We start from the raw sequence: 22,630 nt of genomic DNA on the forward strand, positions 1-22,630 counted from the left end.
CTAAGAAGACAACATTCTTTTGGAGGCTACAATGGATACTTTAGCGTCAATCGTCAAACAAATCGCAAAAGAAACGGGGCTTGCGCCAAAGCATGTCGAGAGTGTCATTCAATTATTAGAGGACGGCAACACCGTCCCCTTTATTGCGAGATACCGAAAAGAACAAACGGGCTCCATGGATGAAGTCCAAATACAAACTATCTCCGAACGCTGGGGATACATTCAGCATTTAAATCAGCGGAAAGACGAAGTCATCAGGCTGATCGATGAACAGGGCAAGCTGACCGGACAGCTGAAGCTGGATATAGAAAAAGCGGACAAGCTCCAGGAAGTTGAAGACTTATACAGACCGTTTAAACAAAAACGAAAAACCAAGGCGACGATCGCCAAAAGCAAAGGGCTTGAACCTTTGGCTGATTTCATCATCTCGCTCCCGCGTAATGAAGATGTAGCAGCCGAAGCCCGCAAGTACATAAATGAAGAAAAGGAAGTCATGAGCGCCGAAGAAGCGCTTGAAGGAGCAAAGAACATACTGGCTGAACGGATCTCAGACGAACCGGAATACAGGAAGTGGATCAGGCAGGAGACTTTTAAAAGAGGAACGCTGAAGTCCGCGGCAAAAGATGCCGAAGCGGATGAGAAGAAAATCTATGAAATGTATTATGAATACGAAGAGCCGATTCAAAAAATCGTTCCTCATCGCGTACTCGCAGTTAACCGCGGCGAAAAAGAGGAGATTTTGAGAGCGTCGGTCGAGCCGCCGGCAGACCGCATCCAAGCTTACTTGGAAAAACGGATTTTACAACAAAAGCAAACAAGTGCTCAAGATGTCCTGAAAAGCGCGATCGAAGACGGCTATAAGCGCCTGATTCAGCCGTCAATCGAGAGGGAAATCAGAAAAGAATTGACGGAAAAGGCGGAAGACCAAGCGATTCACATATTTGCCGAAAATCTGCGCAAGCTGCTGCTGCAGCCGCCGATGAAAGGAAAGCTCGTTCTCGGCGTCGACCCGGCATTCCGCACAGGCTGCAAGCTGGCAGTCGTGGATGAGACGGGAAAGATGCTCAAGATCGACGTCATATACCCGCACCCTCCCGTCAATAAGAAAAGCGCCGCCATCGAAAAAGTAAAACGCATCATCGAAGACTTTCAAATCGAGGTCATCGCAATCGGGAACGGAACGGCATCAAGAGAGACGGAACAGTTTATCGCCGATCTCTTGAAGGACATCGACAGAAAGGTGTACTATCTGATCGTCAATGAAGCGGGAGCCAGCGTCTATTCGGCATCAGAGCTTGCGAGGGAAGAATTCCCCGATCTGCAGGTTGAAGAACGGAGCGCCGTGTCGATCGCACGCAGACTCCAAGACCCGCTCGCCGAACTCGTCAAAATCGATCCCAAGTCGGTCGGGGTCGGCCAGTACCAGCACGATGTCAGCCAGAAAAAACTAAACGATTCGCTCCGCTTTGTCGTGGAAACCGTCGTCAACCAGGTCGGCGTCAACGTGAATACTGCATCAGCCGCGCTCTTGCAATATGTGGCCGGACTATCGAAAACAGTCGCGGCCAACATCGTCAAAAAACGGGATGAGATCGGAAAATTCACGAGCCGGAAAGAGCTGAAAGACATTCCGCGCCTGGGCGCGAAAACGTATGAGCAATGCATCGGCTTTTTAAGGGTGCCTGACGGCGATGAACCGCTCGACCGGACAGGCATCCACCCGGAGAGCTATAAAGAGACGAGAGAGCTCCTGAAAAAGCTGGGCCTTTCAACAGCCCAAATCGGCACAAAAGAGCTTCAGGACAAAATCAACGAACTGAATATTTCCGAAGCAGCTGAACAGCTGGGGATCGGGGAAATCACCCTGAAAGACATTTGCGCCCAGCTGACGAGGCCTGAGCGCGATCCGAGGGATGAAGTCCCTAAACCGCTCTTAAAAACCGATGTGCTTCAATTGGAGGACTTAAAAGAGGGGATGGAACTTCAGGGGACAGTGCGGAACGTCGTTGACTTCGGGGCGTTTGTCGACATCGGCGTGAAACAGGACGGGCTCGTCCACATTTCCAAGCTCAGCCATTCCTTCGTCAAGCATCCGCTCGACGTTGTGTCGGTCGGGGACATCGTCACCGTATGGGTGGAAGATGTCGACGCTGCAAAAGGAAGGGTCTCCTTATCGATGGTAAAAGATCGATAGGACTTGAAGTCAGCCCGCCGGAAGCTTTATTTTCCGGCGGGCTTATCTTTTACATCGCGATTTTCAACAGGATGCGGTGGACGACGCCTGCAATATGTGCCGGCGTCTGAACCATGCCGCCGTTGATCCACTCTTCAAAAATGCCGACCGCTCCGGATACTAGAAATGTAATTTCCATTTCATCGCATGCCATCTCATTACCTGATTGCTGCATCATGCTCAATTCTTCGAAAATCTTCTGCTTGAAAAAATCTTTAAATTTATTGATGGTCAAAATGTTTCCTTTCGGTTTCGTCAATAAAGTGAAGATTGCAGCGTTTTGATAAATATATTCAGTCGTTTTTTCGATGAAGGTGAGCAGATGGTGCGGATCTTCGCTTGGAAAATAATCATCGTAAAATTTCCCCAGCTGATCAAACAACTCATTCTCGATTTGTTCATACAAATCAAAAACATCCCGATAATGAAGATAAAAAGTCCCGCGCCCTAAATCAGCGCGCCTCGATAAATCGGAAACGGTAATTTTATTGATTTCTTTCTCATGGAGCAGCTTTAAAAAAGCCTCTTTTATCGCTCTTTTTGTTTTAATTGACCTTCTGTCCTCCATCGGTGACCTCCGTTTATAAACAAATTTACGTATGTTGTTCATTATTGAACATCTCAACCCCAATTGCCGATTGAACACCCCATTTGCCCCAAATTATAATGAACATGTGTTTATTAATCAATAGGTGTTTATTTTTTAAAACCTTCAAATATCAATGGCCTATCAGCCGATAAGTTAATCAAGCGGTTTCAGCTGTTTTCCTGTAAAATGAATGATCTTTCACTTTTGCGAATAAAGTGGTGAAGTAATGAAAAACAGCAAGGACAAGGCTAGCAGGCGGCTTTTTCTGCCGACTTTCTTAAAATACAAAGAAATCAATCTACCTGCAAAGTTCATAGAGGAGGAATAAAACATCAATGAGAACGATTATAAAGGCGAGATGGATCATTGCGGCGCTCTGGATTGCAATGGCCGCCGTCTTATTCATCACGGCGCCCGATATGGGGCAATTAACAAAGGAGAAGGGCCAGATAGCGGTTCCTGAAGGCTATCCGTCTTCTTATGCGAACAAGCTTCTCGAACAAATGTCAAAAGACGGGGATACGAACAAATCGGTTGTCGTCGTATTTCAGGACAAACACCTCCTGCCGAATCGGGAGGCGGCTTTAAAAAAAGCGATCACCACTTTAGAGAAGGATTCCTCCCTTCACGTCTCAGATATTACATCGTACTTTAACGCGGATGAGGATATTCAAAAGCAGCTGTTGTCAAAGGATCGAACGACGCTGCTCGTGCCTGTCACATTTGATGCAAACAAAATCAGTGCGGCCGAATTTAAAGCAAAGGTCAATGAAAAGCTTAAAACTTTAAAACTTGACTACGAGATGACCGGGCAGCCGCTCATCGATGATGATGTCATGACAAGCTCGCAGGAAGGCTTGAAGAAGACCGAATATATCACGGTCGGTTTTATTTTAATCGTGCTGATTCTCGTATTCCGTTCTGCGGTTGCGCCTTTTGTTCCGCTTTTGGCGGTCGCGCTTTCATACCTTGTGAGCCAGTCCGTCGTCGCCTATCTAGTCAAATACGCTGATTTTCCGCTGTCCACGTTTACGCAAATCTTTATGGTGGCGATCATGTTCGGAATCGGCACGGATTACTGCATTCTTCTTTTAAGCCGTTTTAAGGAAGAGATCGCCCGCGGGAAAGACAAGATCGAAGCCATTCTGACAACGTATAAAACGGCGGGGAGAACCGTTCTGTTCAGCGGAATCGCCGTTTTGATCGGTTTTACTTGCATCGGCTTTGCCGAATTCCAGCTTTACAAGTCTGCGGTCGCAGTAGCGGTGGGTGTCGCGGTCTTGATTTTGGCGCTTCTGTCGATCGTGCCGTTTTTCATGGCTGTTTTGGGGAAAGTGCTGTTTTGGCCTGTCAGAGGAAATATCGGGCACCCGCAGTCAAAGCTATGGGAAACCGCCGGCCGTTTCGCTTTCAGTAAGCCGCTGATCAGCCTGTTGATCGTAGCGGCCGTGGCCGTGCCGCCGATCTTGATGTATAAAGGAACGCTTTCCTACAACAGCCTTGACGAAATCGGAGATCAATACGAATCCGTCAGCGCATTTAACACCATTTCCGACAAGTTCGGGCCGGGAGAATCTTTGCCGGTCACGGTCGTGCTCAAAACATCGGATGCGCTCGATACCAATGACGGGCTGATCGCGATTGAAAAAATCAGCCGCGCCATTGAACAGACAAACGGCGTCAGCAAAGTTCGCAGTGCGACCCGGCCGGTCGGAAAAGGGCTGAGCGACCTGTACGTCAAAACACAGGCGAACGAGCTGAATAAAGGCCTTGAAAGCGGCAATAAAGGTCTGAAAAAGATTAAAGACGGGCTTGCAGTAGCGAGCAAGTCAATCGCGGATCAAAAGCCGCAAATCGAAGCGTCCGGAAAAGGAATCAACCAGCTGATCAAAGGAACCGAATCGATCCAAGCCGGAATCAGCGACGTTGAAGCCAACATGAGAAAGCTGAAGGAAGGAACAGACCAAAGCAAACAAGGCGTCGCCCAGGCGAAAAAAGAAATCCAAACTGCGAAAAAACAGCTGACGGCGCAAGTCGATCAATTAAATGGACAAATCGAAACCTACAAAGAAATATCGAAAATCTTAAAAGCGGCATTGTCTCAAGCCGAAAATGCCCAAGGCATAACGGCTGACGTGCAAAAGATGATTGAGCAGACAAATCAAAATTTCAAAAATCTTGAAAGCGAAATTCCCGAAGTGAAGGAGAATCCTTCTTATTTGGCGATCAAAGGCTCTTACACAGAGCTTGCATCGGCAATCAAGCAGGGATCACAGAAAGCGGCCGTTTACACGAAGCAGGCGGCAAACGCGAAAAAGCAGCTTGAAGCAGCAGATGCATTTATCGCAAAAGCGCAGGAAGAGCAAAAAGTGTACACAAGCAAAATCGATGCTCTGATAAACGGCCTCGGCCAAATCGAAAAAGGGCTTGAAGAGACATCGAAGGGGCAGGGACAGCTCGCCGATTCGCTGCCTAAGCTCGAATCAGGCGCAGGTGAGGTCGCTGAAGGCCAAAAGCAGATGAAGGAAAAAGTCGGAGAATTCGCCGGCCAGCTCGATCAATTAACAAAAGGGCTGAATTCAAGCGTGGACGGCCTCGAAAAAATTTCAAGCGGTCTGATGGGAGCAGGCGACTACCTGGATCAGCTGAAAAACGCATCGGATCAAGAAATGTCCGGCTGGTTTGTCCCTAAAGAAGTGCTGAAAAACAAGCAATTTCAGCAGGTGTTTAATTCCTATATGTCAGACGACCGCCATATCACGACGATCGATGTGATATTGGAAGACAATCCGTATGGAAACGGAGCGATTGCCAAGGTCAAAGACATTGAAGCATCAGTAAAACGGGCTCTTCCCGACACGCATTTGCACGATGCATCGTTTGGCGTCGGCGGCGTTTCCAGCATCAACGCCGATTTGAAGCAGCTGTCAGACCAGGACTTCAGCAACACGGTGATCTATATGATGATCGGAATCTTCCTGATCCTCGTCCTGCTGTTCCGTTCAATCGTCATGCCGGTGTATTTGGTCGGATCGCTGGTCTTGACGTACTTTGCATCCATCGGTGTAACCGAATTTATTTTCACGGCGTTTTTCGGCTATCCCGGCCTCAACTGGGCGGTGCCTTTCTTTGGCTTTGTGATTTTAATGGCGCTTGGTGTGGACTATTCGATCTTCCTGATGGAACGGTTTAACGAATACCGGGGAACGGATATTAAGACGGCGATGACGGAATCGATGAAAAATATGGGATCGGTTATTATTTCAGCCGCTGTCATCTTGGCGGGAACCTTCGCGGCGATGCTGCCGTCCGGCGTTTTATCGCTTCTGCAAATCGCCACCCTTGTGCTGACGGGTCTTTTGCTGTATGCATTCGTCATGCTGCCGCTGTTCGTCCCTGTAATGGTTCGGATCTTCGGCTCAGCCAACTGGTTTCCGTTTAAAAGAAAAGAATAAACGGCTCGTCCATCCGCAGAAGAACCATTCGCCCATGCTCCCCGAAATCGGGCGGTCAGCTCCATTTGGGGAGTAACGGGCGCCATTGTGTGAGATGATAAAAGGACCGGTGAAGATGATGAGGAAACAGAAGAAAATTCCATTCGGACTCGGATGAACACTGCTCATCAGCAGTGTTTTTTTCTGTAAAAATACCAGCACTGATTCAGCAATTTAATCTGGTAATGATCTTTTTCATAAAAAGCTCTCTGCATCTGGTTTTTGAGCCAATTCGGCATTGCTCATCCCTCCTCAGGCTCTTATCATAAGAGTATGGGTGTCGTGTATTAGTTTATGCCGCCCGGAATTTGTCCTGTTCAATGTTTTTAAAAATGAGGTGGACCCAAGCAATGGATGAACAACAACTGCAGCAGCTGACAGAACAGCTTTCGCTCACATACTTTAAAAAACCGTTCCGGCACCGCGCTTACTTCAACAGCCGCCTGAAAACGACAGGAGGCAGGTATTTGCTGAATTCCCACAATATCGAGCTGAATAAAAAATACCTGACAGAACACGGGCAAAAAGAGCTTGAAGGCATCATCAAGCATGAATTGTGCCATTACCACCTCCATCTTGAAGGAAAAGGCTACAAGCACCGCGACAAGGATTTTAGAACGCTATTAAAGGAAGTCGGTGCGCCGCGGTTCTGCACGCCGCTCGAAAAAGAGAAAAAGCCGCAAAGAAAAGTACGCACATACAAGTGTGAAGCATGCGGACAAACGTTTCTCCGAAAGCGGAAAATGGATACAAGCCGTTACGTTTGCGGCAAGTGCGGAGGGAAAATAAAAGAAATCATAAAAAAGGGTTGACTGATCAGGCTTGTCTATGATAAATTATAAAAGCCGTCGCAAGACGAGCCACAAAGACAAATTGTTCTTCTTGACACATTTTGTCGACATATTTATAATAAAATGAGTCTGATCATTCCACAGTAGCTCAGTGGTAGAGCTATCGGCTGTTAACCGATCGGTCGCAGGTTCGAATCCTGCCTGTGGAGCCAATGGAGAAGTACTCAAGTGGCTGAAGAGGCGCCCCTGCTAAGGGTGTAGGTCGCGTAAGCGGCGCGAGGGTTCAAATCCCTCCTTCTCCGCCATTAGGAAAATATGATGCTGACTTCATATGGCCCGTTGGTCAAGTGGTTAAGACACCGCCCTTTCACGGCGGTAACACGGGTTCGAATCCCGTACGGGTCATTTCTCATATGTTGGGCTATAGCCAAGCGGTAAGGCAACGGACTTTGACTCCGTCATGCGTTGGTTCGAATCCAGCTAGCCCAGCCATTATATTTGAGCCATTAGCTCAGTTGGTAGAGCATCTGACTTTTAATCAGAGGGTCGAAGGTTCGAGTCCTTCATGGCTCACCATTGTTTTTTCACGCGGGTGTGGCGGAATTGGCAGACGCGCTAGACTTAGGATCTAGTGTCTTTACGGCGTGGGGGTTCGAGTCCCTTCACCCGCACTTAAAAAACAACATATCATGCGGTCGTGGCGGAATGGCAGACGCGCTAGGTTGAGGGCCTAGTGGGGGCAACCCCGTGGAGGTTCAAGTCCTCTCGGCCGCATACCAGAGATACCAAGGGTTTTGACGCCCTTGGTGTTTTTTTATGTCTACTTCCCACGAATTAGATTGCACCGGAAATCGAACGATTTAGGGCTGTAATTGAAAAGTACGCCCGTGAGGAAGTTGTTTTTGACCAAGTGAATATTATCGACCGATTGCGCCACGCTAACCATCTTTTGCGCCATCCAATATCGTGTAATCCACCACTGAATATCATAAGTTGCACCACCGCTTATAAAAAAGCCGCCAATCATCATTCAATACGAGGTTGGTGGCTTCTTAAAATAGGAATTCAGCAATCTCTGGCTTAAGGGGGGTGATTATCATCAGTCTGTAAGGAGGTATTGTCTAATCCTCCGCCCATGGCTGAGAATCACTCCCCGGCCTTTCTTATGAAAAATCCTTTTTATATTGGACGGATAGGTAAATCCCAGCAGCTAAAAATGCCAGCGCATATTTGTACAAGAAAAAGATGGTCCACATATCATCTTTAGGAAAAATCATGTCACATAGAATAATGACCAACAGCATATAGGAACTACTTTTCAAATAGATTTTATTTGTCCGTTCGTCGTCTTTTCCAAGCTTTTTATAAAATACATAGACCAAAATCCCGCTACCATAAACCAATAAAAAACCAACAACGATGAGAATATTCCAATTTCCCGGAGATTGTTCAGCCCAGGACCTTAAAGGGGAAAAAATTGTGTTATGGATACCTGAGAAAAACTTACTTATCATTTTGATCATTTCCTTTCACATAAGTAAAAATTTCGTTTACATCAACATTAAAAAATTCAGCAATTCGAAAAGCCAACAGCAGAGTCGGAACATAATTTCCTTTTTCCATTACGAAAATGGTTTGTTTGGAAACCCCGACTTTCTCCGCTAATTCTTGCTGAGACATTCTGGCAAGTACACGATATTCATAAACCTTATTTGATATCGAATCACCAAAGTCTTTCTTCACGACCATCACCTCTTGAATCAAATTATAAACTTACTTTTTATAAAAGTAAAGTAAACTTATACAAAAGGATAAAATAATTTTATTTTTGTTTAGGTTACTTTGATATAACAAGAGCCAAATTGCAGAAAGAACCTGACGAAATTCTTGTTCCGTCAGGTTCACATTTTGCTCTGGTGTAATTCATGGTTTTTAATGGGGCATTTTATGGTTTTCGGTGGGGCAAAGACCGGTAAGAATGGTGCGGTCGGGTGATAATATTCACTAGAAAATCAACTTTGATAAGCTTTACTGAAAAGCTTACTCCATAATTAATAAAAAACAATCAAATTTTGTGTAATCGATTAAATAGATGCAATGAAAATAAGCTTTCATAAACCATGATAAGCTTTCACTTTATTGAGGGCCACCCCCGTGGGAGGTTCAGGTCTCTCGGTTTAACACCAAATAATACCAAAGTTTTAATTGCCTTTGGTATTATTTTTTTGCGGAAAATCGGCAAAAAATGTACAGCATTGTCCAAGTCTGCAAGTATATTTGGCACTAAAAAAGTGCTGACCTCTGCACAAAACCGTTGTGCGAGTCTGCACTTTTATTCTCAAGATACACTGCCTATTATCATCGATTATGGGAAGTTTATTTAATCCGTTCTTAGTTGCGCTGATACTTGGCTTTTAGAAGCTTTTTTTAAGTGGCTAAAACCAACAAATTTTTTGCTTTCTTCATCCCATAGTCGGAACTTTAACGACTTAAGACTTGTTGCCAGTGTAATGGTTGGAACGTTTTGCAATGGTTCAATGTTGTTATGCACTTCTTCAAGCTTATAGTTTGGGACTCTCGGGCTTAAATGATGAACATGATGGAAACCGATATTGCCTGTTAGCCATTGCATGACTTTTGGAAGCTTATAAAAAGAGCTTCCTTCAACTGCTGCTTTTACATATTCCCAATGCTCATCTTCTTCAAAATAAGAATCCTCAAACGTATGCTGAATATAAAACATCCAAATTCCGAGAGATCCCGATATCATAAAAATTGGCGCCTGAACCAGCAGGAAGTTTTGCCAGCCAATAGCCCAGCATAAAAGTGCTGTCAAAGCGGCGATTCCCAAGTTCGTTACATACGTATTCATCCGTTCTTTGCGTTTTGCCCCTTTACGATTAAAACGATTGGTAATCCCGAAGACGTAAATCGGCCCAATCATAAACATAACAAACGGATTTCTGTATAAACGGTACATTATTTTTGTCTTAGTTGAGGCTTCCTTATATTCTTCAACGGTCAGCAACCAAATATCGCCTGTACCTCGTTTGTCCAGGTTGCTGCTTGTCGCATGGTGGATAGAATGGTCGCGTCCCCAATGATCAAAAGGATGCAAAGTTAGAATTCCTGTGATTGTTCCAAGGATTCGATTCGCCTTTTTGTTCTTAAAAAAGGAATAGTGGCAGCAATCATGAAAGATGATGAAGGTTCTCACTAAAAAACCTGCCGCAACGATAGAAATCGCTAATGTAAGGAAATAAGAAATCGACAAGCTCTTATATGCTAAACACCATAACAGGAAAAATGGTATCAATGTGTTAATGATTTGGTAAATGCTTTTTTGTAAATCGGACTTTTCATAAGGTGTAACTAGTTTTCTCAAAGTCTTTAGATTTTGGTCATTCATTTTTAAAAGTTTCCCCTTCCCTGATGAGTTTCTAAGTTTACGTTAGTCCAAGCGTCATACATCATATAAGTATCGTTCTTAGCCCTCTTTATTGGAAACTCGAAACTGATTTCCAGCTCAATTTTATGAAAATTATACCCGGCTCTTTATCGGGCCAAACTCTCTCCCTGCTTCCCTATGGGAATTGTTTTTTTTTAGACCGTGAACATTGATTGTTTAACTAACAAACATGATGAACAAGAAACAGCAGAGCTTTTTAAAGAAAATCAATTTTAGCAAAGAAAAAGGTTTGAAGACACTCGTGATTCATTTTCACGGTGTTTTCAAACCATAGTTCTTAGCCCTCTAAGACATGTTGTAAATTTTATGCGGAATGATTGACGCCTATCGCTTCTGCACTGATATCCACGCGTTTAAGAAATAATGCCATGAATAAAACAATAATAGGAATTGCAATTATTTCCGTTTCCTGTTATGATAAAGAAGAATTATTTTTGTTCGGTGTAAAGGATAGTATGAATATTGACTTTTCGTCTTGATGATACTTTGGGCAAGGATAGTAATACAATGTGCGGTAACGCACTAGGAGGCAACAAAAATGGAACAAGGTACAGTTAAATGGTTTAATGCAGAAAAAGGTTTTGGATTTATCGAACGTGAAAATGGAGACGATGTATTCGTACACTTTTCTGCAATCCAAAGCGACGGATTCAAATCATTAGACGAAGGTCAAAAAGTAACATTTGACGTTGAGCAAGGTCCTCGCGGAGCTCAAGCTGCTAACGTTCAAAAAACTGCTTAATTTTCAATCGTTTATACAAACAGGCTCTCTATGTAGAGCCTGTTTTTTTATGTTCTCTGTATAATGCTTAATAAAAAAACCTACTCAACGTTCGAGTAGGGAGATGGTGCAAAGCAATAAAAAGAAGATTTCAAGCTTAAAAGGTTGTTTACAGTATAACATACTGGATTGACAATATGCGGAATGTATATAAATTATTTATTTTTCTTTTCGAATACAACTACTTCTCATTCTTTCTTTTTGGTTACATCTCCTTCATGCAAAGTTCAACAGTATTTTTCCATTCAAACCCGGCTGTTCATAATGCTTCAAGGCATCATAAAAATCTTCAAAATCATATATTTTTTCTGGGGCATTGATGACCATTCTTCCGCTCTCAACAAGCTTAATCACCTCCGAGAAGCGATTGCGGTATTCAGAAACAGAATGTCTCTCATTCCAAAGTCTTAAGGCGAATAATTGCGGTGACACATGGTATACATCGTGTAGCTTTCGCCAATCGTTTGGTATACCTGACAATAGACCATAACTGACAAACGTCCCTTCAGGTTTTAATGCCCTCGCCAGCAGTTCGCCGCTTTCTCCTCCCACAGAGTCAATTGCATGGTCAACACCGATGTCGCAACCATCAGAAATCTTTTCATATATAGAACCTTTGGAAGCGTCGATGGCTCTCCATGCCCCGAGTTTTTGAAGTTTTTCTATCTTGCGGCTGTTTCTTGTCATGACAATTAAACGGAATCCCAGTATTTTGGAAATTTGCGCAAACAAACCTGCAATAGATGTACCTCCGCCATTCATTAAAACAATTTCATTCGGCTGAACACGCAATGATTCCGTACAAATTAGCCAGGCTGTTAATGGATTAATATACAGTTGACTGGCGTCGTTATCACTTATTGATGGAGGCAGTTCTATAGCATAATCAGCTTTTGTGGTTACATATTGTTGCCAAGTTCCCTCTCCTCTTACAGGGAGGACCCTTTTTCCAATCAATGATGGTGATACATCTTTGCCCTGATCTATGACAATCCCCACACCATCATATCCTGCAACAGCCGGCAGCTTAATTCTATGAGAATAGGCTCCTCTAATTGGAAGCAAATCTGATGGATTAATTGGACTGGCAATCATTTTGACAAGAATTTCATTTGGCTGAAGAGGAAGCTTTTCTCCGGCATGTAGCTGTAATTTTTGAAGCGGATCACCGAATTCCTTATATATTAATGAAACATTATTCATGATTTGTTATTGGCTCCTTAGGTTAATACTTCTATAAATAAAGTTGCACTTATTTGAGATTATGTCAATATTGTCTTTCTTTTAATATATTGAAGGGGGGTATGAATAAGGAGGAACAAAATAGGGAATTTCTCAACTAAACTTTTAAAGGCTTGGCTCGCAATCCCCAGATGGTTCAGAATGTTTACGCTAAGTGCTATCACGATATATATTTTATGGTCATTTTTCTTTAATGGGATAAAAAATATATTTAGGTTAGATACCTCTACATTAGTTATAAGCTTAATAGCATCCGGAATCATATTGATGATTTTCAATAAAGGTTCTGTGAAAAAGTAGGGAGCGGCATTAAAAACATTCCTTATCGTCATGTACGAGCGTCTGTAAAGCGACCCAACACTTTTCCAGCAAACGGCATAAACAAATGAAGGGCCAGCCCTCCTAAACAAACGGTTAATAAAGTTCCGATGCCAATCGGTCCTTTTAACATGACGGCCGCTGTCAAGAAGACAAGGTAAATGATGGTTCTCGAAAAAAATATATTGGTTCCTGTTAATTCTTTTATGATGAATGTTAGACGGTCAATTGGCATCGAAGCAAAATTTGTGTATAAGTATGTCGCGGTTCCTAATCCTGTAACAACCAAGCCGATCCCAAAACAAACCGCTTTGCTGTACCATTGTTCTGGTGTCACAAAAAAATGCAGCAAAAAAAGCCACATGTCAATGCCGATACCGGTTATAAACGCCGTTAGCAGCCCCGAAACTTCCGGTCTTTGTCTTTTTAAAAACGAATTGCAGCCTATTAATAGCAGAGCAATGATGACTTCCCAACTTCCCACAGTAAGCCCCGCATGTACGGCCAGTCCCACCAAAAGTGCGTCAAAAGGCGAAGCGCCGAGATCTGATTGAATCGTGAAAGCAATACCAAGGGTTAAGATTAAAATTCCTATTACATAAAAAAGATATTTCACTTTGACTCGACCTCTTTTTGTTTTTTTATTGCAAATGCAACAATATTCCGGTATATTTAATGTACGCTAATTATATTGCATTTGCAACAAAAAGCTCGAAAGGGGTTTATGATGAAGGATATTCTGCGTGAAATTGGAATGATTGCCCGAGCATTGGATTCTATAAGCAATATCGAATTTAAAGAACATGACCTGACAAAAGGGCAATATTTGTACCTTGTCCGAATATGCGAAAACCCGGGAATCATTCAGGAGAAGCTGGCTGAGATGATTAAAGTAGACAGGACCACCGCAGCCCGTGCAATAAAAAAACTTGAAATGAAGGGCTTTATTGAACGGAGAGATGATGAACATAACAAAAAAATAAAAAAACTTTTTCCGACGGAAAAGGGAAATGAGGTATTTCCTTTTATAAAAAGAGAAAATGACCATTCGAATCGTGTGGCATTAGAGGGATTTTCCGAGGGGGAAGCGGAGATCATCTTCAATCTTCTTCAAAGAGTAAGAAAAAATGTAGAAAAGGACTGGGAATTCGTGAAAAAGGGGAACAAGAGAAATTATTGACACGTAAAGGAGCGGCAGATTGAAATGACAGTAAATATAAAAAGGTGTACCCTTGAAGACTTACACAAGCTTCAGGAAATTGGTTATGAAACATTTAATGAGACATTTAAGCATCAGAATTCGCCAGAAAATATGAAAGCCTACTTGGACAAGGCATTTAACTTAAAACAATTAGAAAAAGAATTATCCAATAGCTCTTCGCAATTCTTTTTTGTTTATTTTAACAACGAAATCGCTGGATATTTAAAGGTCAACACCGATGAGGCCCAGTCTGAAAAAATGGGTGATGAATCACTTGAAATCGAGAGAATTTATATCAAGAACAACTTTCAAAAACACGGCCTGGGCAAATATCTGTTCAATAAAGCTGTGGAAATTGCAAAGGAACTGAATAAAAAGAAAATCTGGCTGGGCGTATGGGAAAAAAACGAAAATGCGATTGCTTTTTATAAGAAAATGGGGTTTGTACAAACCGGCGCCCACTCTTTTTATATGGGAGATGAAGAGCAAACGGACTTTATCATGGCCAAAACAATCCTATAACTTTTTAAAAGGAGGATGACGATGTATATTCCAAAATATTTTAAAGTCGAAAATGCTGATGAAATTTTGGATTTTGTCCAAAAAAACTCTTTTGGCACGATTGTTACGACAGAACAAGGGAAGCCAATCGCGACTCATTTGCCTTTAGGGCTCAATAAAAAAGGCGATGATTACTATATCACTGGCCATATCGCTTATGGAAACCCGCAGGTGGGAACTTTGGAAACCTGTAAAGATGTGCTTGTCATGTTTCAGGGGCCGCACGCATATATTTCTTCTTCCTGGTATGGGCATGAGGATGTTCCAACATGGAATTATCAAGCCGTCCATATATACGGTAAAGCAAGCATTCTAGAGAGAGATGAATTAATAGAAGAATTAACAATCATGATGGAAAAATACGAGAAGCATCGGGAAAATCCAATTTTATGGGATAACCTTTCTCCTCAACTTTTGGAGAGACAACTGAAAGCGATTGTCGGGTTTAAGATTAAGGTGGAAGACATTCAGGCTGCATATAAATTAAGTCAGAACCGAAATGATACAGACTACATGAACATCATTGATCAATTGCAAAATGAAGGAGATCCAGATTCGGAGCAATTGGCAGCAGCGATGAAAAAGAGGCTGGAAAATTAGATATAAATCTACCTTCAACCCTTTCGTATAGGAATTAAAGGTCGGAATCAGAGCAGTCATATTTGCAGCATCATAAAGAGCGAGAAATGAAAAGGCAGGCCGAATGATTTGCTTTTTTTATGTCGTGTAGAGTTGTTTATTGTGAAAAGGGCGAATAAACTTTGTCGAGGACCTAATGGGGAGGGGGACAACCCCGCGGAAGTTCAAGTTGTCTCGACCGCATCATAGGAATACCAAGGGTTGATAAGCCCTTGGTATTTCTTTCTTCCACTTGATTCTAGTGAGTGAGCAACATGTGAAGGGCAAAAATCATGTAACATGACAAGGCGATGGAAAGCTATCTCTATTATTATGGAGAGTTTCGACTCTATTATTTTGTTGTCATCCCGTTTAAAAAATTATTGGGTTAAAATAGGGATTTCACTAAGCAATTTCTTCAAATGAATAGAATCCCACGGCAAATGCTCGGTTATACCTAATCCAACCACATCCGTTTCGGAAGAGAGTTCTTTCAGAAGATGAAGCAGGTACGGCATTTGCATTGTTCCCTCAGGAGAAAAATTTACAGGTGCTTCAGGATTGGCGAATAATAAAGAACGAAACGCCTTCGGATCAAGCACGTCTAAATCAAGGTGTATTGCCAGATACTTGATGTTGCTTTCTTTTATCCATTCTTTTATAGGTTCGGTACTGGTCATTAACTTTTTAGTTCCGGCAGTTCTAATCCCAAGTCTTTGAATCACCTCAGTGTCTGGTTCTGTGGGAGCTATACCTTGTCTTTGAAGTTCATTTGATATCACTTTTGTTTCTTCTTCTGTAGGAGCTGCTAATCCCGCAATAAAGACATTTTCAGGTTTCAGGGGAATTTTCACATGTTTTGCGAACTCTTCATCTCCTTCTCCCAAAAGATTCCCGAGCGGTAATGTATGACCGTTGTCATAACCGGCATATCTAACTAAATCGCTATGAGCGTCAATCCAAATTAAACCTAAGTCCCCGCCGTATCGTTCGTTTAAATAAGCAAATGGTGCTTGTTCGACTAAGCAGTCACCGCCAAACATGACAATGCGATCCGGCTTATGAGCATGAATGATATGCTGAGCAGCCTCCAATTGTTCCAGCAGTTGTTTTCTCCCGTTTATCCCGTTTTCGTTTTCAAGCGGAGTTCCATCATAAGGTTGAACCGGAACATGAATAAGGGGCTGATCATTTTCAGGAGCCAGCCAAGCAAGCAGTTCTGCTCCAAAAGAGTAGTTGGGATTGTTTCCCCCTTGCCATTGCGGCATTAACAGACGAATTGTTTTTTTAGCCATGTTTTAGTCTCCTTTACTTCAAAGTAAGGTTAGTATAAAATGAACGCAAATAAAAAAATAGTACGCACTTTAATGACAGGTACTATCCAAAAGGAGAGTGTAAAAATGAGTATGGCAGAATATAAAGGTAAAGTGAAAAATATTCAAGATACACCTTTTGGATACACATTGTCTGTTATCGGCGGTAAATGGAAAATGGTTATTATTTACCTCCTGGCAGAAAATCAACCAATTCGCTTCAATGAGTTGAAAAGACAAATAGGGGCTATTACTTATAAAACATTGAGTTCACAACTTAAAGAATTGGAAGCGGATGGACTGGTGAAACGGAAAGAGTACCCTCAAGTTCCCCCTAAGGTCGAGTACAGTCTCACGGATAAAGCGGAATCCCTATTGCCGGTTTTAGAAGGGTTATGTGAATGGGGTTTAAAAAACCAATAAAGTTAAGGTTTCATTCTTACTGGAGAGGGAAGAATCAAAAAGCTTCGTTCTATTGCCAACAATCCTTTTGTTTGTCTGGAAATGTCAATATACATTAACTGCAGAACGATGTGTCGGTTGCTTCTTAAGAGAGGGCCTTTAGTGTTGCTAAAACTGGGTGCTTGCAATATAGCTTTGTCGGCACATGAATGTTCCAAGTCTAAAAGGGTTACCTTAATTCAAGTAAAGAGCGGTATTCGCGGCAGCCTGCTTACCATGATACGTGATTGAACTTTTTAACAGAATAAATTTATTATGGTATATTTAAATATAACGTAAAAATTGAAATGAGGAATGGCATGAATAAAATCGAAAAACATAGGAAATTTAGAGCGAAGATGATTTTCAAAGTCATAATGGTCATGATCGGAGGAATCATAGCGGCATATGGATTGGAAACAGTGCTGATTCCAAACAGTGTATCTGATGGCGGAGTGACAGGACTTAGCATTGTTGGTTCACAACTGTTTGATTTGCCGCTTGGGATTCTTATCGCGGTTTTAAACATACCGTTTGTCTGGCTGGGATATAAGCAAATCGGGAAAAGCTTTGCGCTATTGTCCATTATCGGAATCGCATCACTTGCAGCAGGGACAGGTTTTATGCACCACACTCCAGCTATAATCGAAGGGGATACCTTGCTAGTCACTGTTGTCGGGGGGATCATCCTTGGATTTGGAATGGGGCTGGCGCTCCGCAATGGCGGAGCATTGGACGGAATTGATATGCTTGCTGTTTTGTTATCGCGAAAATTGCCATTTGGAACGAGCGATCTTATTCTATTCTTTAACCTTTTTGTGTTTATTTTTGTTTCCGCTGTATTTGGCTTGCAGGGGGCATTGCTGTCAGTCATTGCCTACTACATCGCGTCCAAAGTCATTCATGTTGTCGAGGAAGGGTTAAGCGGATCTAAAACTTTTCAAATCATTACAAGCGAACCTGAATTAATGGTTGAGACAATTCGTGATCAATTGGGCCGAAGTGCTACATATAAAGAAGCTTACGGGGGTTTTTCCCACGAGAAATTTAAAGAAATCACCTGTGTCATCAACCGCTTAGAAGACACCAAATTAAAAGAAATCATTAATGAAGTTGATAAAAATGCTTTTGTTACTGTATATGACGTAGCTGAAGTTAAGGGCAGTAATTTTAGAAAACCTAATATTCATTAGCAAAAATTTTTGAGGGCCTTCCTAAGAAAAAACATACCACGTCTTGTTGGTATGTTTTTTTTGTCCTTCGAAGCGATTTCCAATAAATTGATGATCAGTCATCGGAAAATAGACACCGCAGAATACATGAGCAGCAGGCACATAAGGACTCGAAATACCCGGTCGTGCTTTGCAAATACCCTTTTAAAAACGGAGCCGAATCCCGACCATAATAGCAGCGCCAGCCACCCGAGAACAATGGCTAATGCCAAATAATAGATTGTCGATTTCAAGGAATGGTTGAACGGCAAAACGAACGCGCTCATTACGGTTAAGAAGAACAAAATGCTTTTAATATTGATCAGCTGAAATATAAAGCCGGATATAAAAGAGGAGCGGGCTTCTGTGGAATCCTGTTTTTTATTTTTGATAAAGCCGACTTGCAAAGCCAAATAAATCAAATAACACGCGCCGGCAAGTTTAAAATAAGGCTCTACAACGGGAATCCAATTGTACAGGCTGATTGTAAAGGCATCGCTGAGAATCCCAAGTACTGCAAACCCCGCCAAGATGCCGCTGCTAAAACGCCATTGAACCTGTAAAGCCGAACCTTTGCGCTTCATTCATCATTAAAATATTGCTCGGGCCGGGCGTAATGGATGTCATAATTACATACGAAAGAAAAGCTATAATACTCATTTAATCACCTTCATTTGCTAATGTCATAGTGGGCAGTTTTTATTGTATGATAATGATAACTATAAATAAAATTGAAATATCAAAATGCATTATTGATTTTTTCGATAGATCAAGTGTTAAGGAGACATCGAATGGAAATCAGACATTTAATCACGTTTCAGACCATCGTTGAAATGGGAAGTTATACAGGGGCGGCTTCGAAATTAGGCTATACTCAATCCACGATCACCACTCATATCCAGGCTCTTGAGCATGAGATCGGCGGGGCTTTATTTACGTATGAAAAAAGGAATTTAAAACTGACTCAGTTAGGAAGGGAGTTAATGCCTTTAGCCGAAGAATTGCTGTCAACCCATAATCAGATCAAGAATTTGCAGAGCGCTCACGAAGTGAAGGGGGTATTGAAAGTGGCTGCGCCCGAGTCTTTAACCATTTATAGGCTGGGGCCAATAATAAGGGAGTATTCGTTGAAATATCCTCATGTCAAATTGAAACTGAGCAACGGTACATGCGGACAAAACCAAGTCGACTTATTAAGCGGGAATGTGGATGTCGCTTTAATGGTTTATCCCGAAATCGAGCTGGACAAATGCATTCGCTACACGTTGGCTGAGGAGAAGATCGTCCTTGTCGGCAGCAGTGAAGGGCCTGAGGATTTAGAAGAATATCAAAAACATTTTTTTATAACGAATGAAGAAGACTGCAGCTATCGAACCATGTTTGAAAAATATCTCTTGAAAAACGATATTCATTACTTTCCAACGATGGAGTTGTGGAGCATCGAAGCAATAAAACAAACGGTCATGAGCGGACTCGGATTTTCTGTTTTGCCTTACATTACGGTGAAAGACGAAGTGGAAAGCGGTAAACTGAAAATCCTTCCTCATTCTCAATACCTCGACCCGCTTTATTCCCAGATGCTTATCAAAAAGAAAAAGTGGCAGCTGCCTGCTGTGGATGCTTTTGCGGATCTGGTATTGCATTCGTTTCGTGAACCTCGATTAATAGGATAAAATGAATAGTGAAAGATTCACTTGAATTCCTTATTTTGCAGATTAGATGTGCTATGATACAAAAAAAGGGCGGGAATACTTTTGCGCGAATTTGCACCTAAAGTTTTTCAAACGACAGGGATTATTGGTTTTATTTTAGCTTTTGTCCAAATTCCAATCGGCTGGTTTATCGGATTTTTCTTTTCCGGTTTGTTCTTCATGATGTTGAAATCAAACAATGAAAAATCGGGAACCTTCAACATGATGGCTGGGATTGCGTGTTTATTGTATTCATTCTATTGTTTGTTTACGCAAGTGTTGTGATTGATATTATAAAGAAAAAAATAAAAAGCAGGTGGATGTCACATTTATAATCATGAGTTTTAAATACGGAGCGTGATGAAATGAAAGAAAACAGCCTTTTCCATTCTGTACCCCAAAATCTATTTGTCTTTTATCTAATTCCATCGTGTGCATTTGGAAACCAAAATGGGTGATTTGTAATTGCGAAAGTTGAAACTGTTGCTTGCCGCTAATTTGATTTCCACCGTAGGTACCGGCATCACTTCCTATTTGATTGTCTGGCTGCTGATTGATCAATTGAAACAATCCGTTTTATATGGGTTATTGACGATGGCAACGATGATTTTAGTGTTTTTTGCCTCACCCTATTTAGGGAGTTTGGTGGATCGATATTCTCGAAAAGCGATATTCCTCTATATGGAAATTACAGGAATAGTGGTCTTGGGCGTTTTTTCTGTTCTATGCAATGTTTCCGCCGTGTTGGACATCACCCTTGTTGTGATGCTGATTTTTTATCATACAGCTTACGATTCGATAAAGTATCCTGCTTTAGCCGCTTTAACACAGGAAATGTTCAAAAAAGAGGACTATAGTAAAGTGAACAGCAGTCTTGAAGTTCAGGGGCAGGCGGCGCTGATGATTAGTTCGGGGCTGGCTGCCATGATGATCGGCAAGATGGATGCGGCAGTTATTTTGGTTATGAACATCTCTACATTTATAGCAGCTTCCATCCTCATCTACCAACTTCCTTATCAAAGAAATGCTGAAGCGGAAGAGCATTCCAATACAATGAAAAATGAATCTTACTGGAAAAACTTCAGATCCTCACTCCAATATTTATGTTATCGAAAAGTTTTGTTTGTTCTTTTATTGACTTCTTTTATACCAAGCATCGTGATTATTGTCGCAAACTACTTGGATCCGGTTTTCATTTACGACTATTTAAACGAAGGTCCGTCAGTTATCGGCATTGCCAATATTGTTTACGCCATTGGAGCTATGGGTGCGGGCTTTGTCGCATATCAAATATCAAAGAAATGGTCTGATATGCAAGGTGTTATATTGTTTATGGCAGTATTTGCTCTAGCAACAATTGCGATCTTCCTCGTTCCGAATGCCGTGACATTTATAGTGGCAAGCCTCTTTTGGGGGCATTCAAATGCTGCGATCAGAGTATTTAGAAAAAGCTATATGTTCCATCATGTCGATAATGCATATATGGGACGTGTCAATTCGTTGTTTAATGCGGTAAAGCTGTTGGGACAAGTTGCTTTAATAGGCATCTTGACGATTACAGTAGTGCCGGCGGGTCAAACTGTTTACGGATACTTCGTTTTATTCATCATTGTAATTGCTGCTCTTTTAACAACAACTTATTTATTTAACAGAACTTATAACAAAGATAAAGAAAAGCGGGTATCTTTATAGAGTAGCTTCCCCCGTAGAGGAGGCATAAAAAAGCATTGCTGTTTAAATACGATACTTTTTTATGCCAAGGGAGCCCCCGCGATGATCCCTAGGCTTCATTCACCGCTAAGAATTGCAACCGGACGCGCCCAGCCGGCCGACGCTTTTTCAACTTTTACGGGAAAAGCCATGACATAAAATCCGGTGGAAGGCAATTGATCCAGGTTGGCGAGCTTTTCAATTTGGCAGTAAGGAATGGTGCTTCCTGAATAATGACCTTCCCAAATAATCGACGGGTCTTTTTCCTGTTCAAAGCGCTTGACGGTCATGCTGAATGGAGCGTCCCAGCTCCAAGCGTCAGTTCCGACAAGGCGCACGCCCCGTTCCGTTAAAAAAAGCGTTGCTTCGCGCCCCATCCCGCAGCCGCTGTCCAGGTAATCGCTTTGCCCGTATTTGGCACCGGCCGACGTATTCACAAGAACAATATCCCCGGGCGCGAGTTTATGATTGATGCGGTGAAGTTCTTGTTCGATTTCTTCAGGGGTTACGATATGCCCGTCTTTCAGATGTCTGAAATCCAGCTTAACACCGGGGCCATGAAACCAGTCAAGCGGAACTTCGTCAATCGTCATCATCCGCTTGCCGTCATCAGTAACAGAACGGTAATGGTATGGAGCGTCTATATGCGTTCCGGCATGCGTTGACATTTTCACTTTTTCCAGCGACCAGCCTTCTCCCCCGGGAAGATCTTGCGAAGAGAGGCCGGGAAAGCTCTGGACCATCTGTTTGGCTCCTTGCTTATGATCCGCATATTCGATTTCAGGGATAAACCCCGGCGGGTCAGACGGAATATCGCCTCTTAGCGATACCGACAAATCTACAATTTGATTGATTTTCATCTGTTTTCCCCTTTCTGCCTAAGCGGCTGACCATTGAATTGATGTGCGGCTGTTGTCTTTTTAATTTTACAGCAAGAGCCATACAAAAAGCCCGCAGAACTTTCTGC

At 42.4% G+C, this 22,630-nt stretch carries 22 protein-coding genes, 7 tRNA genes and 2 pseudogenes; 20 read left to right on the forward strand and 11 right to left on the reverse strand.

The features are described 5' to 3' along the window. Window positions 1–31: 31 nt before the first annotated feature. A complete protein-coding gene (locus tag H7F26_RS09015) occupies window positions 32–2,194 on the forward strand; it encodes a Tex family protein (RefSeq protein WP_011197570.1) in 2,163 nt (720 codons plus the stop codon). Between the two features lie 49 nt (window positions 2,195–2,243). On the opposite strand, the gene H7F26_RS09020 is transcribed toward H7F26_RS09015, so the two are convergent. After that, complete coding sequence (locus H7F26_RS09020; RefSeq protein WP_003179149.1) at window positions 2,244–2,801, reverse strand: TetR/AcrR family transcriptional regulator; 558 nt, start codon at window positions 2,799–2,801, stop codon at window positions 2,244–2,246. Window positions 2,802–3,157: 356 nt separating this feature from the next. Between H7F26_RS09020 and H7F26_RS09025 the strand changes: the two genes are divergently transcribed. Further along, window positions 3,158–6,277 (forward strand): MMPL family transporter, encoded by a 3,120-nt coding sequence (locus tag H7F26_RS09025; protein WP_145721976.1) that lies wholly within the window; start codon window positions 3,158–3,160, stop codon window positions 6,275–6,277. Between the two features lie 167 nt (window positions 6,278–6,444). On the opposite strand, the gene cmpA is transcribed toward H7F26_RS09025, so the two are convergent. Beyond that, complete coding sequence (gene cmpA, locus H7F26_RS09030; protein ID WP_003179153.1) at window positions 6,445–6,555, reverse strand: cortex morphogenetic protein CmpA; 111 nt, start codon at window positions 6,553–6,555, stop codon at window positions 6,445–6,447. A gap of 111 nt (window positions 6,556–6,666) precedes the next feature. Between cmpA and H7F26_RS09035 the strand changes: the two genes are divergently transcribed. The 9 genes and pseudogenes from H7F26_RS09035 to H7F26_RS21915 form a co-directional block, all read left to right on the forward strand. After that, window positions 6,667–7,128: a SprT family protein gene (locus tag H7F26_RS09035; RefSeq protein WP_003179155.1), complete on the forward strand. Its 462-nt coding sequence runs from the start codon at window positions 6,667–6,669 to the stop codon at window positions 7,126–7,128. Window positions 7,129–7,244: 116 nt separating this feature from the next. Beyond that, window positions 7,245–7,319, forward strand: a tRNA-Asn gene (locus H7F26_RS09040). Window positions 7,320–7,321: 2 nt separating this feature from the next. Next, a tRNA-Ser gene (locus H7F26_RS09045) sits at window positions 7,322–7,412 on the forward strand. 28 nt (window positions 7,413–7,440) lie between these two features. Further along, window positions 7,441–7,512, forward strand: a tRNA-Glu gene (locus H7F26_RS09050). A gap of 12 nt (window positions 7,513–7,524) precedes the next feature. Then, a tRNA-Gln gene (locus H7F26_RS09055) sits at window positions 7,525–7,599 on the forward strand. Between the two features lie 8 nt (window positions 7,600–7,607). After that, window positions 7,608–7,683: transfer RNA gene (locus H7F26_RS09060), tRNA-Lys, on the forward strand. Between the two features lie 12 nt (window positions 7,684–7,695). Continuing rightward, a tRNA-Leu gene (locus H7F26_RS09065) sits at window positions 7,696–7,778 on the forward strand. Between the two features lie 20 nt (window positions 7,779–7,798). After that, a tRNA-Leu gene (locus H7F26_RS09070) sits at window positions 7,799–7,881 on the forward strand. A gap of 64 nt (window positions 7,882–7,945) precedes the next feature. Then, window positions 7,946–8,029: pseudogene (locus tag H7F26_RS21915) on the forward strand (hypothetical protein); the annotation flags it as partial. 241 nt (window positions 8,030–8,270) lie between these two features. Here the strand turns inward: H7F26_RS21915 and H7F26_RS09075 are convergent. The 3 genes from H7F26_RS09075 to H7F26_RS09085 form a co-directional block, all read right to left on the reverse strand. Continuing rightward, window positions 8,271–8,621, reverse strand: a complete 351-nt coding sequence (locus tag H7F26_RS09075) for a hypothetical protein (protein WP_011197573.1) — start codon at window positions 8,619–8,621, stop codon at window positions 8,271–8,273. Continuing rightward, on the reverse strand, window positions 8,611–8,856 hold the full coding sequence (locus H7F26_RS09080; protein WP_016885180.1) for a helix-turn-helix transcriptional regulator: 246 nt from the start codon (window positions 8,854–8,856) through the stop codon (window positions 8,611–8,613). Before H7F26_RS09080 ends, H7F26_RS09075 begins: the two co-directional genes overlap by 11 nt. 631 nt (window positions 8,857–9,487) lie before the next feature. Next, a complete protein-coding gene (locus tag H7F26_RS09085; protein WP_003179161.1) occupies window positions 9,488–10,516 on the reverse strand; it encodes a Delta(5) desaturase DesA in 1,029 nt (342 codons plus the stop codon). 598 nt (window positions 10,517–11,114) lie between these two features. On the opposite strand from H7F26_RS09085, the gene cspC reads away from it, so the two are divergent. After that, on the forward strand, window positions 11,115–11,318 hold the full coding sequence (gene cspC, locus H7F26_RS09090; RefSeq protein ID WP_003179166.1) for a cold shock protein CspC: 204 nt from the start codon (window positions 11,115–11,117) through the stop codon (window positions 11,316–11,318). A 255-nt stretch (window positions 11,319–11,573) separates the two neighbouring features. Here cspC and H7F26_RS09095 read toward each other — a convergent pair whose 3' ends face one another. After that, window positions 11,574–12,560 carry a zinc-dependent alcohol dehydrogenase family protein gene (locus H7F26_RS09095; protein ID WP_009330118.1) on the reverse strand — a complete coding sequence of 329 codons (987 nt, stop codon included), beginning with the start codon at window positions 12,558–12,560 and terminating at the stop codon, window positions 11,574–11,576. A 367-nt stretch (window positions 12,561–12,927) separates the two neighbouring features. After that, the gene (locus tag H7F26_RS09100) at window positions 12,928–13,533 is read right to left on the reverse strand and encodes a YczE/YyaS/YitT family protein (protein WP_003179170.1); all 606 of its coding nucleotides are present in this window, start codon (window positions 13,531–13,533) and stop codon (window positions 12,928–12,930) included. Window positions 13,534–13,644: 111 nt separating this feature from the next. Between H7F26_RS09100 and H7F26_RS09105 the strand changes: the two genes are divergently transcribed. Genes H7F26_RS09105 through H7F26_RS09115 form a run of 3 tightly spaced genes read left to right on the forward strand, consistent with a single transcriptional unit; the run spans window position 13,645 to window position 15,279 of the window. Continuing rightward, window positions 13,645–14,097, forward strand: coding sequence for a MarR family winged helix-turn-helix transcriptional regulator (locus H7F26_RS09105; RefSeq protein ID WP_003179173.1), 453 nt, complete (start codon window positions 13,645–13,647; stop codon window positions 14,095–14,097). A gap of 24 nt (window positions 14,098–14,121) precedes the next feature. Beyond that, window positions 14,122–14,640 (forward strand): spermidine/spermine N(1)-acetyltransferase, encoded by a 519-nt coding sequence (locus H7F26_RS09110; protein ID WP_003179175.1) that lies wholly within the window; start codon window positions 14,122–14,124, stop codon window positions 14,638–14,640. Window positions 14,641–14,661: 21 nt separating this feature from the next. Beyond that, window positions 14,662–15,279 carry an FMN-binding negative transcriptional regulator gene (locus tag H7F26_RS09115; protein WP_003179177.1) on the forward strand — a complete coding sequence of 206 codons (618 nt, stop codon included), beginning with the start codon at window positions 14,662–14,664 and terminating at the stop codon, window positions 15,277–15,279. A gap of 398 nt (window positions 15,280–15,677) precedes the next feature. Here H7F26_RS09115 and H7F26_RS09120 read toward each other — a convergent pair whose 3' ends face one another. Further along, window positions 15,678–16,592, reverse strand: a complete 915-nt coding sequence (locus H7F26_RS09120; RefSeq protein ID WP_009330115.1) for an arginase family protein — start codon at window positions 16,590–16,592, stop codon at window positions 15,678–15,680. A 105-nt stretch (window positions 16,593–16,697) separates the two neighbouring features. Here H7F26_RS09120 and H7F26_RS09125 point away from each other — a divergent pair, with 105 nt between their 5' ends. Further along, the gene (locus H7F26_RS09125; protein ID WP_003179182.1) at window positions 16,698–17,033 is read left to right on the forward strand and encodes a winged helix-turn-helix transcriptional regulator; all 336 of its coding nucleotides are present in this window, start codon (window positions 16,698–16,700) and stop codon (window positions 17,031–17,033) included. A 338-nt stretch (window positions 17,034–17,371) separates the two neighbouring features. Continuing rightward, window positions 17,372–18,244, forward strand: coding sequence for a YitT family protein (locus H7F26_RS09130; protein WP_003179184.1), 873 nt, complete (start codon window positions 17,372–17,374; stop codon window positions 18,242–18,244). Between the two features lie 98 nt (window positions 18,245–18,342). On the opposite strand, the pseudogene H7F26_RS09135 reads toward H7F26_RS09130, so the two are convergent. Then, window positions 18,343–18,922 (reverse strand): annotated as a pseudogene (locus H7F26_RS09135) (LysE family translocator). A gap of 131 nt (window positions 18,923–19,053) precedes the next feature. Between H7F26_RS09135 and H7F26_RS09140 the strand changes: the two are divergent. Further along, window positions 19,054–19,935 carry a LysR family transcriptional regulator gene (locus H7F26_RS09140; RefSeq protein WP_003179192.1) on the forward strand — a complete coding sequence of 294 codons (882 nt, stop codon included), beginning with the start codon at window positions 19,054–19,056 and terminating at the stop codon, window positions 19,933–19,935. Between the two features lie 81 nt (window positions 19,936–20,016). Next, a complete protein-coding gene (locus H7F26_RS09145) occupies window positions 20,017–20,238 on the forward strand; it encodes a hypothetical protein (protein ID WP_003179194.1) in 222 nt (73 codons plus the stop codon). A gap of 6 nt (window positions 20,239–20,244) precedes the next feature. Here the strand turns inward: H7F26_RS09145 and H7F26_RS09150 are convergent, their stop codons facing one another. Then, window positions 20,245–20,514 (reverse strand): hypothetical protein, encoded by a 270-nt coding sequence (locus H7F26_RS09150; RefSeq protein ID WP_162013498.1) that lies wholly within the window; start codon window positions 20,512–20,514, stop codon window positions 20,245–20,247. Between H7F26_RS09150 and H7F26_RS09155 the strand changes: the two genes are divergently transcribed. After that, the gene (locus tag H7F26_RS09155) at window positions 20,452–21,645 is read left to right on the forward strand and encodes an MFS transporter (RefSeq protein ID WP_231105880.1); all 1,194 of its coding nucleotides are present in this window, start codon (window positions 20,452–20,454) and stop codon (window positions 21,643–21,645) included. The genes H7F26_RS09150 and H7F26_RS09155 overlap by 63 nt on opposite strands. Before the next feature lie 95 nt (window positions 21,646–21,740). On the opposite strand, the gene H7F26_RS09160 is transcribed toward H7F26_RS09155, so the two are convergent. After that, window positions 21,741–22,523 (reverse strand): cyclase family protein, encoded by a 783-nt coding sequence (locus tag H7F26_RS09160; RefSeq protein WP_003179198.1) that lies wholly within the window; start codon window positions 22,521–22,523, stop codon window positions 21,741–21,743. Window positions 22,524–22,630 lie beyond the last annotated feature (107 nt).

It is taken from the genome of Bacillus sp. PAMC28748 (assembly GCF_014250415.1).
Lineage (GTDB): Bacteria > Bacillota > Bacilli > Bacillales > Bacillaceae > Bacillus > Bacillus licheniformis.

Bases quoted from the DNA above. Each gene is read 5' to 3' on its own strand.
- H7F26_RS09025 (WP_145721976.1), top strand. From the start codon at position 3,158: ATGAGAACGATTATAAAGGCGAGATGGATCATTGCGGCGCTCTGGATT.
- H7F26_RS09075 (WP_011197573.1), bottom strand. From the start codon at position 8,621: ATGATAAGTAAGTTTTTCTCAGGTATCCATAACACAATTTTTTCCCCT.
- H7F26_RS09085 (WP_003179161.1), bottom strand. From the start codon at position 10,516: ATGAATGACCAAAATCTAAAGACTTTGAGAAAACTAGTTACACCTTAT.
- H7F26_RS09160 (WP_003179198.1), bottom strand. From the start codon at position 22,523: ATGAAAATCAATCAAATTGTAGATTTGTCGGTATCGCTAAGAGGCGAT.
- H7F26_RS09080 (WP_016885180.1), bottom strand. From the start codon at position 8,856: ATGGTCGTGAAGAAAGACTTTGGTGATTCGATATCAAATAAGGTTTAT.
- H7F26_RS09125 (WP_003179182.1), top strand. From the start codon at position 16,698: ATGAGTATGGCAGAATATAAAGGTAAAGTGAAAAATATTCAAGATACA.
- H7F26_RS09105 (WP_003179173.1), top strand. From the start codon at position 13,645: ATGAAGGATATTCTGCGTGAAATTGGAATGATTGCCCGAGCATTGGAT.
- H7F26_RS09130 (WP_003179184.1), top strand. From the start codon at position 17,372: ATGAATAAAATCGAAAAACATAGGAAATTTAGAGCGAAGATGATTTTC.
- H7F26_RS09035 (WP_003179155.1), top strand. From the start codon at position 6,667: ATGGATGAACAACAACTGCAGCAGCTGACAGAACAGCTTTCGCTCACA.
- H7F26_RS09120 (WP_009330115.1), bottom strand. From the start codon at position 16,592: ATGGCTAAAAAAACAATTCGTCTGTTAATGCCGCAATGGCAAGGGGGA.
- H7F26_RS09110 (WP_003179175.1), top strand. From the start codon at position 14,122: ATGACAGTAAATATAAAAAGGTGTACCCTTGAAGACTTACACAAGCTT.
- cspC (WP_003179166.1), top strand. From the start codon at position 11,115: ATGGAACAAGGTACAGTTAAATGGTTTAATGCAGAAAAAGGTTTTGGA.
- H7F26_RS09115 (WP_003179177.1), top strand. From the start codon at position 14,662: ATGTATATTCCAAAATATTTTAAAGTCGAAAATGCTGATGAAATTTTG.
- H7F26_RS09095 (WP_009330118.1), bottom strand. From the start codon at position 12,560: ATGAATAATGTTTCATTAATATATAAGGAATTCGGTGATCCGCTTCAA.
- H7F26_RS09140 (WP_003179192.1), top strand. From the start codon at position 19,054: ATGGAAATCAGACATTTAATCACGTTTCAGACCATCGTTGAAATGGGA.
- H7F26_RS09015 (WP_011197570.1), top strand. From the start codon at position 32: ATGGATACTTTAGCGTCAATCGTCAAACAAATCGCAAAAGAAACGGGG.
- H7F26_RS09020 (WP_003179149.1), bottom strand. From the start codon at position 2,801: ATGGAGGACAGAAGGTCAATTAAAACAAAAAGAGCGATAAAAGAGGCT.
- cmpA (WP_003179153.1), bottom strand. From the start codon at position 6,555: ATGCCGAATTGGCTCAAAAACCAGATGCAGAGAGCTTTTTATGAAAAA.